The sequence below is a fragment of the Pseudomonas sp. CG7 genome (assembly GCF_023701885.1).
In the GTDB taxonomy this organism is placed as follows: Bacteria; Pseudomonadota; Gammaproteobacteria; order Pseudomonadales; family Pseudomonadaceae; genus Aquipseudomonas; species Aquipseudomonas zanjanensis.
The window spans coordinates 1-7,699 of record NZ_JABAEE010000066.1; the positions used below are offsets into that span (position 1 = coordinate 1).

Below are 7,699 nucleotides of genomic sequence, written 5' to 3' on the forward strand. Positions count from 1 at the left end.
GCCTTCGGCCGACGCATCAGCAAGACCGTGGACGGCCTGACCACGGAATTTTTCTGGCAGGGCGACCAGCTCGTCGCTGAAAACAGCCCGCGCCACCACCGCAGCTACGTCTATGAACCGGGCACCTTCCGCCCGCTGGCGATGCTCGACGGTGAAGGCCACGACGCGCGCCCGTTCTACTACCACCTCGACCGCCTGGGTACGCCCCAGGAACTGACCAACCCCGCCGGCCAGATCGTCTGGTCGGCGCGCTACACCGGCTACGGCAAAGTCACCGACCTCAGGCCCGGCGACGGCGAACAGCTTGAGCAACCGCTGCGCTTCCAGGGCCAATACTTCGACCCCGAAAGCGGCCTGCACTACAACCGGCACCGCTACTACAATCCTGAAACTGGTCGCTATTTGACGCCCGACCCGAGCAAGTTGGCGGGTGGGCTCAATGGGTACCGGTACACCCTGAACCCGCCGGGAGGGGTGGTTCCGTTGGGGTTGGGGGAGTGTCCGGGGAAGGGTGGGTGTAGGCCGGCGGTTGGGGATCAGGATCCGGCGGGTAAGGTTGGGGTGGATGAGGGTGAGTCGAAGCTCCCTCAAACTAAGCCAAAAGATATCTATACCTATCGAGGGGATTCACGAGAGCCTTGGGATATATTTGAGGCAGGATTCGAGCCGTTAGGATTTAGTACCGATCTATTTTTGCATGCTAAAGATAACCGAAATCCGCCTAGTATTTATGTAAGTACAACCACTTCAAAGGCTGAGGCAATAAAATTTGCGACTGGTTTTGGATATGAGTCAGGATACGTGTACGTGTTAAAAAATGTGCCGGGTATCGATGTGAATAAGAAACTGGGTTTGATGTCGCCGCATCGAAAAGAAGTGGAAATAGCTGTGCCTGGAGGCGTTGATAGGAAAGACATAGTAGGGGCAACGCCAGTGAATGAAGATGGATCCTATGTAGGCTACTCAATACCAAATTTTGGCAGGTGAGGATATGACTTCTAGAGAAGTGAAAGTTGAAATTGATGGCGTCGTTAAGAGTGCGATTTTTGAATGTGATCGAAAAGTTATGGCCATGACTGTGACGATGCCAGATGGATTAGTGAAAAATTACACAGCAGCGGATTTGTATTTGTGCTTGGGAATGGTTAGAAAAGATTTTCCGGATGTAAAGTTTTTATGCAAAGGAGCCAAAATAAATGTGTACCCCTCGCGGATGTCCTCACAAATGGCTGGTGGCGTAGTTGCTTACGAAGTTCGTTGGGGAGAGTCTGCAGGTAAAGATGACGTAGTCAATATTTTTGATTATGAAGATAAGGGCTTAACCAACGATATTACAAAGCAGGCTGACTATCATCAGCACTGGTTGCAGTCTTTGGGCGCTGGTTCGTGATTTGCTCCCACAGGTTAATCAGTGACTGGGTGTTGATCGAAAGCCCTTGGACGTCTGAAAAAACGCTGAACCTGTGGCGAGGGAGCTTGCTCCCGCTGGGCCGTGGTAGGAGCTGCCGAAGGCTGCGATCTTTTGATTTGATCTTTCGCTTGATACTCAACTGGCTTTGGAAAGATCGCAGCCTCGCTTCGCTCGGCAGCTCCTACGGCGCAGCCGAGCGGGAGCAAGCTCCCTCGCCACGATGATTCGTGCAGCCTTTAAGTCAGCGGTCGCCTGTAGGACTGGCGTTCACGCATTCCCGATGCCATCACAATTTCCAGTGTGGGAGCGAGCCTGCTCGCGATAGCGCTGTGTCAGTCGCCATCAATGTGGCTGACCTGACCCCATCGCGAGCAGGCTCGCTCCCACAGGTTTCATCAGTGACCTTACGTGTCGCGACTTCGCCCCCAGCCATTAAAAAAACCACCCCTTTGGCACCGATAACATCGTTTCTCGGCCGCCCGGCTTTTCCCTATATTGGCCCTCAGATCCGGTGGATGGCTCAACGTCCACCCCCCTCAGTGTGAGTAGCCTCGATGAACAATAAACCTGACAGCACAGGGCTTGATAATGCCGGCGCCGGCACCCGGGCGGTTTGGGGTGGGGAGCAAGTCAGGCATCCCTACAACGCCACGCAAACCCCCATCGTGGCCAGTGCCGCGTACGGTTACGACGACATCGACGTCTGGTACGACGTCGCCCTGGGCAAGGCCCCCGGTTTTATCTACAGCCGCATGAGCAACCCGACCGTCGAGACCCTCGAAGCCAAGATCCGCGAGCTGGAAATGGCCGAGTCTGCCGTGGCCTTCAGCAGTGGCATGGCGGCGATCAGCAGCGTGCTCTACACCTTCCTGGCCCATGGCGATCGGGTGGTGTCGACCAAGGACAGTTACGGCGGCACCAACAAAATCTTCGAAGAGTTCCTGCCGCGCACCGGTGTGGCAGTGACCTTGTGCGAGACCTTCGATCACGACGACCTGGAGCGTGAAATCGCCAAGGGCTGCCAGGTGTTGTACCTGGAAACCCCCACCAACCCGACCCTGAAAATCCTCGACATCCCGCGCCTGGTGGCGGCGGCCAAGCGTGTCGGCGCCGTGGTCGTGGCGGACAACACTTTCGCCACGCCGCTGAACCAGAGCCCGCTGGCCTTGGGCGTGGACGTGGTGATTCACAGCGCGACCAAATTCCTCAGCGGCCATGGCGACGTGCTCGGTGGCCTGGTGTGTGGCAGCGAAGCCTTGATGGCCCAAGTGCGGCACTACCGGGAAATCAATGGCGCGAGCCTCGACCCGTTCTCGGCCTACCTGATCATCCGTGGCATGAAGACCCTGGCGCTGCGCATGCGCCAGCAACAACACAGCGCCCGGGCCCTGGCCGAATTCCTCTGCACCGAACCACTGGTGGAAGCCGTGAATTATCCCGGCTTGCCCAGCCACCCGAACCACGCCATCGCCTGTGCACAGATGTCCGGCTTCGGCGCCATCGTCAGTTTTGTCCTGGTCGGCGGCATGGACACGGTCAAGTTGCTGCTGCCACGCCTGCGCTTCGCCCACTGCGCCGGCAACCTGGGGGCGGTGGAAACCATCTACGGACCGGCCCGCACCACCAGCCATGTCGAGAACACCCTGGAAGAACGCCTGGCCCTGGGCATCTCCGAAGGCTTGGTAAGGGTTTCGGTGGGCATCGAAGACACCGACGATCTGCTGGACGATCTGAAACAGGCCTTCGCCTTCGTCAAAAAGACCCTCAATCCGCAACTCAATGAAGTCCACACCGAGACGGCAAGCTGAAGTTTGAAAGTTGATACCCCGCGACAAGGCTGTCAGCGGGGCGTTCATGAATAGGAATAATAATAAAAGCTCAGCGGCGCTTGTCTGAGTCGCGTAGACGTCGATGCGCGCCCTGACATTTCATGAGAACAACCATGTCCATAACAGAACAACAAACGAATACGCGGACCGGCTTCAAGCATGAAATGCAGACGCGCCATATCGTCATGCTGGCCTTGGGCGGCGTGATCGGCACCGGGCTGTTCCTGACCTCCGGCTACACCGTCAACCAGGCCGGCCCGCTGGGGGCGGTGATCGCCTACATCATCGGTGCGCTCATGGTCTACATGGTGATGATGTGCCTCGGTGAACTGGCAGTGCAGATGCCGGTAACCGGTTCCTTCAGCACCTACGCCACGCGCTTCCTCGGCCCCGGCACTGGCTACACCGTGGCCTGGCTGTATTGGCTGACGTGGACGGTGGCCATCGGTTCGGAGTTCACCGCCGCCGGCATCCTCATGACCCGATGGTTTCCCGACACCCCGGTGTGGATCTGGAGCGCGCTGTTTGCCGGCGTGGTGTTCCTCACCAACGTGGTCTCGGTGCGTTTGTTCGCCGAGACCGAGTTCTGGCTGTCGTTGATCAAAGTGCTGACCGTGGTGGTGTTCCTGCTGATCGGTGGTGGTGCGATTCTCGGCCTGTTGAACATCGACCAGGCCCACAGCATCGGGTTAAGTAACTTCACTCGCGAAGGACTTTTTCCTACGGGCTTCATGCCGATTGCGATGACGCTGCTGGCGGTGTCCTTCGCGTTTTCCGGCACTGAACTGATCGGCATCGCCGCCGGCGAAACCAAGGATCCGCAACGCAATGTGCCGCGCGCTATCCGCACCACGGTGCTGCGCCTGGCGGTGTTTTTTGTCGGGACCATTTTTGTCCTCGCGACGTTGTTGCCTCGCGAACAGGCCGGTCTGGTGGAGAGTCCGTTCGTTACGGTGTTCACCTACATCGGCATTCCGTACTCCGCCGACATCATGAACTTCGTGATCATCACCGCCCTGTTGTCGGCGGCCAACTCCGGCTTGTACGCCGCCTCGCGCATGCTCTGGACCCTCAGCGACCAAGGCCACCTGCCCAAGCAATTCTCGGCCCTGACCCGCATGGGCACGCCGCTCAACGCGATCATCGTCAGCATGGCCGGCGGCGCTGCGTCGTTGCTCAGCAGTGTGTTTGCTGCTGACACCATCTACTTGGCGCTGGTGTCGATTTCCGGCCTGGCCGTGGTGGTGGTGTGGATGAGCATCGCCGCGAGCCAGATCGGCTTTCGCCGTCACTACGTCGCCAACGGCGGCGACATCCGCGACCTCAAGTTTCGGGTTCGTGGTTATCCGTGGGTGCCGCTGGGGGCGCTGGTGTGTTGCAGCCTGGCGTGCATCGGCATCGCCTTCGACCCTGAACAGCGAGTGGCGCTGTACTTCGGCTTGCCATTCATCGCCTGGTGTTACTTCGTGTATTACATTACCCGCAAAAGCCGCGAGCGACGCTTGTCGGTTGCCCTCGTGGCACAACCGTCCGACGCGTTCTAACCGCATCGACGGGCGGGCAAACGTGCCCGGTGCGTGGGGGTCAGCGAGGTAAGAGCATGAAGCAAAAAACGTTCCCCCCGTTGAACTGGCTGCGGGCGGTCGAGGTGTCGGCCCGCTGCCTGAACTTCACCCACGCCGCCGACGAATTGTTCTTGACCCAGGGCGCGGTCAGCCAGCAGATCCGCCAGTTGGACAGCCACCTGGGGGTGGCGCTGTTCAAGCGCTTGCCCCGTGGCCTCGGTCTGACGGAAGAGGGCCAGGCGTACCTGCCAGGGGTGCAGGACGCGATCACGCGACTGGCGGTGGGCACCAACGAAATCTTCGGCCAGCACAAGCGTCGGCCGATCAAGGTGCGCGGCAGCCTGGCGTTTTTCGTGCACTGGCTGGCGCCGAAACTGGTGGATTTTCGCCAGGCCCATCCCCACGTCGACATCCGCTACATCAGCAACATCTGGGTCAAGGAACTGGACGGCGAAGACGACATGGAAATCCGCTGGGGCCACGGCCAATGGCCCGGCCTGGTGTCGCAACGGCTGACCTGGGACGCCTTGTTCCCGGTGTGCGCGCCGGCCTTGATGGCGACGCTGAAGGTGCCGGCGGACGTGGCCAAGCATCCGCTGCTGCACGTGTTGGGTTAAGAAGAGGGCTGGGGTTACTGGCTGAAAATGGTCGGTGCCGACTCGGTGGATTCCTCGACGGGCATGCAATTCGACACGCTGGTCTGCTCCTTGCGCATGGCCGAGTTGGGGCAGGGCATTGCCCTGGCGCGGTCGTCGATGGTCAGTGAATTGCTGGAAGACGGACGCCTGGTCGAACCCTTCGCCCAACGCATCGAAGCCAGCGAATCGTTCTACCTGGTGCGCAGTTCCGGGGCCGAGCAACACCCGGACGCGGCGCGATTTTCCACCTGGCTGGTGGAGCAGGCGCATCGTTTCAAATGAGCTGTTTTATCTGAGTTTGCGGAGTTGACCATGCGCTACGTGAGTACCCGAAATTCCGCCGTGCAGGTCGATTTCGAAAAAGTCGTGCTGTCGGCCATTGCCGAAGATGGCGGGTTGTTTGTCCCCGTGGAACTGCCGCTGTTCGAACCCCAGGACATCGCTAATTGGTCGACGTTGTCCTACGACGAACTGGCCTACCGAGTGATGCGCCCGTTCGTGGGCGAGGCGATCCCCGAGGCCGACCTCAAGCGCTTGCTCAAGGAAGCGGGCAGCCAGTTCAGCCATCGCTCCCTGGCGCCGCTGCATCAAGTGGATCGCAACGAATGGGTCCTGGAGTTGTTCCATGGCCCGACCCGTTCCTCGAAGGACTTTGCCGCGCAGCTGCAGGCGCGGCTGGTGCAGTATTTCCTGCGCAAACGCGGGCGTCGCGCCGTGGTGATGGGTGTCACCAACGGCGACACCGGCCTGGCCGCCATCGAGGCGTTCAAGCATTGCGACGAGACCGACGTGGTGGTGATCTATCCCGAGGCCGGCGTACCGCAAGACCAACTTAAGGACCTGCAAGCGACGGCGCACCCGCGGGTGCATCAAGTGGCCGTGGAGGGCAGTTTCGATGACTGCCAGACCCTCGTCACGCAACTGTTCCGCCAGCATGCGGCGATCAGTTTCAACTCCAGCAACTGGGTCAGCGTCATGGCGCAGTTGGTGTTTTATTTTCACGCCGTGCTGCAGTTGGGCGGCGGTCAGCGGCCCATCGGTTTCAGCGTGCCGGCGGCGAGTTTTGCCGAAGTCTATGCCGGCTACATCGCCCAGAAGATGGGCTTGCCGATCACGCAAATGATCGTCGCCACCAACCAGAACGACGCGCTGCATCAGTTCTTTTTGAAGAACCACTACTCGCGGTTACGTGCGAGCAAGACCCTGTCGCCGGCCATGGACTTGTCGATTTTTTCCAACCTGGAACGGTTTCTCTGGGAGCTCTATGGGCATGATGATCAAGCCGTGAGCGCGTTGATGCACACCTTCGAAACTCAAGGCGAAATGAGCATTGGCAACGAGTTCTGGCTGCAGGCGCGGATGATCATCGACTCCTACGCTGTGAGTGATGAGCAGACGTTGAACGAGATCACTTCGTTGTACCGCGACACCGGTTATGTCATCGACCCACACACCGCCACCGGCGTGCTCGCGGCACGCCTGTACCGCCGCAGCCTGGTGGCGCCGATGGTGACCCTGGGCGAGATCTCACCGATTAAATCGGCGGTGTTGCTCGGTGAGTTGGGGATCCCTGTGGCGGCGCAACAACGTCCGATGGCCGAGCAGGGCCCGGCGCAGATCCATCGCATCCAGCCGGACGACCTCGCGGCCCTCCATCAACTGCTCGGCTCGCTATAACCGGAGGCCCCATGAAGCGAATCCTCGACCCCCTCGACGAACGCATCATCGCCGAACTGCGCCTCAACGCCCGCGCTGCCCATGCCGAACTGGCGGCCAAGGTCAACCTCTCGCGCAACGCTGTGCGCCAACGCATCGAACGCCTCGAACGCGACGGCGTGATCCAGGGCTATACGGTGCGCACGGGGGAGGGCGCGCAAGCGTCGTCGAACATCAACGCCGTGATCTTCGTCTACCGCTACGACCGCATGCGCGGTGCCGAGGTGTTGCAAGCGTTGCAGGCGATGCCGGAAGTGCTGCAGTGCGATGTGATGAGTGGCGAATTTGACTTAATGCTAAGGGTCGGCGCGGCGAACCCGGAGCGGGTGCACAAGGTGTGGAAAGAGATCTCGGCGCTGCCGGGAGTGGAGAACACCGTGACGTCGTTTGTGTTGTCATCGGTGGTCTGAAGCCTCACCACTGGACCCTAGGCGCAGAACTACCTGTGGCGAGGGGATTTATCCCCGCTGGGCTGCGAAGCAGACCCAACCAGGTTGACCTCGATCAACCTGACCCACCGCGCTGCATGATTTTGGGGCC

Annotated in this window: 6 protein-coding genes and 1 pseudogene; all 7 read left to right on the forward strand. The window is 59.9% G+C overall.

Translation table 11 applies throughout. The features are described 5' to 3' along the window. Positions 1–987 (forward strand): RHS repeat-associated core domain-containing protein (locus HGO40_RS22955; protein WP_250964864.1); only part of this gene is annotated, 987 nt, incomplete at its 5' end. Positions 988–991: 4 nt separating this feature from the next. Beyond that, a complete protein-coding gene (locus HGO40_RS22960) occupies positions 992–1,390 on the forward strand; it encodes a hypothetical protein (protein WP_250964865.1) in 399 nt (132 codons plus the stop codon). A gap of 575 nt (positions 1,391–1,965) precedes the next feature. Next, positions 1,966–3,219 (forward strand): cystathionine gamma-synthase family protein, encoded by a 1,254-nt coding sequence (locus HGO40_RS22965; protein WP_250964866.1) that lies wholly within the window; start codon positions 1,966–1,968, stop codon positions 3,217–3,219. A 134-nt stretch (positions 3,220–3,353) separates the two neighbouring features. Next, positions 3,354–4,784, forward strand: coding sequence for an amino acid permease (locus HGO40_RS22970; protein ID WP_250964867.1), 1,431 nt, complete (start codon positions 3,354–3,356; stop codon positions 4,782–4,784). 56 nt (positions 4,785–4,840) lie between these two features. Beyond that, positions 4,841–5,725: pseudogene (locus HGO40_RS22975) on the forward strand (LysR substrate-binding domain-containing protein). A 30-nt stretch (positions 5,726–5,755) separates the two neighbouring features. Further along, positions 5,756–7,120 (forward strand): threonine synthase, encoded by a 1,365-nt coding sequence (thrC, locus tag HGO40_RS22980; RefSeq protein WP_250964868.1) that lies wholly within the window; start codon positions 5,756–5,758, stop codon positions 7,118–7,120. Positions 7,121–7,131: 11 nt separating this feature from the next. Beyond that, positions 7,132–7,569 carry an Lrp/AsnC family transcriptional regulator gene (locus HGO40_RS22985; protein WP_053188548.1) on the forward strand — a complete coding sequence of 146 codons (438 nt, stop codon included), beginning with the start codon at positions 7,132–7,134 and terminating at the stop codon, positions 7,567–7,569. Positions 7,570–7,699 lie beyond the last annotated feature (130 nt).

What these genes read in the sequence shown, in the direction of transcription:
- HGO40_RS22960 (WP_250964865.1), top strand. Translation starts at nt 992, where the DNA reads ATGACTTCTAGAGAAGTGAAAGTTGAAATTGATGGCGTCGTTAAGAGT.
- HGO40_RS22970 (WP_250964867.1), top strand. Translation starts at nt 3,354, where the DNA reads ATGTCCATAACAGAACAACAAACGAATACGCGGACCGGCTTCAAGCAT.
- HGO40_RS22985 (WP_053188548.1), top strand. Translation starts at nt 7,132, where the DNA reads ATGAAGCGAATCCTCGACCCCCTCGACGAACGCATCATCGCCGAACTG.
- HGO40_RS22965 (WP_250964866.1), top strand. Translation starts at nt 1,966, where the DNA reads ATGAACAATAAACCTGACAGCACAGGGCTTGATAATGCCGGCGCCGGC.
- thrC (WP_250964868.1), top strand. Translation starts at nt 5,756, where the DNA reads ATGCGCTACGTGAGTACCCGAAATTCCGCCGTGCAGGTCGATTTCGAA.